Source organism: Hyphomonas sp. UBA3601, assembly GCF_002375605.1.
Classification (GTDB): Bacteria; Pseudomonadota; Alphaproteobacteria; order Caulobacterales; family Hyphomonadaceae; genus Hyphomonas.
The window spans coordinates 1-308 of record NZ_DFME01000140.1; the positions used below are offsets into that span (position 1 = coordinate 1).

At 63.6% G+C, this 308-nt stretch carries 1 pseudogene; it reads left to right on the forward strand.

Annotated elements, in window-relative coordinates:
- A pseudogene (locus tag B4F73_RS15770) lies at nucleotides 1-308 on the forward strand (glycine dehydrogenase); the annotation flags it as partial.

The following is a 308-nucleotide window of genomic DNA, read 5'->3' on the forward strand; positions in this document are numbered from 1 at the left end:
GTCGGCCTGTTCGCCTGTACCCAGAAATTGGTGCGCCAGATGCCGGGGCGCTTGTGTGGCGAGACGGTCGATGCGAACGGCAATCGCGGGTTCGTGCTGACGCTCTCGACGCGCGAACAGCATATTCGTCGCGACAAGGCGACCTCAAACATCTGCACCAATTCCGGACTCTGCGCGCTGGCCTTCACCGCGCACATGACGCTACTCGGGGGCAAGGGTCTGGAGCAGCTCGCCCTGCTGAACCATGAGGCGGCCTGTGATCTCGCCGATGCGCTGGAAGCCGTGCCAGGCGTAGAAATCCTGACGCC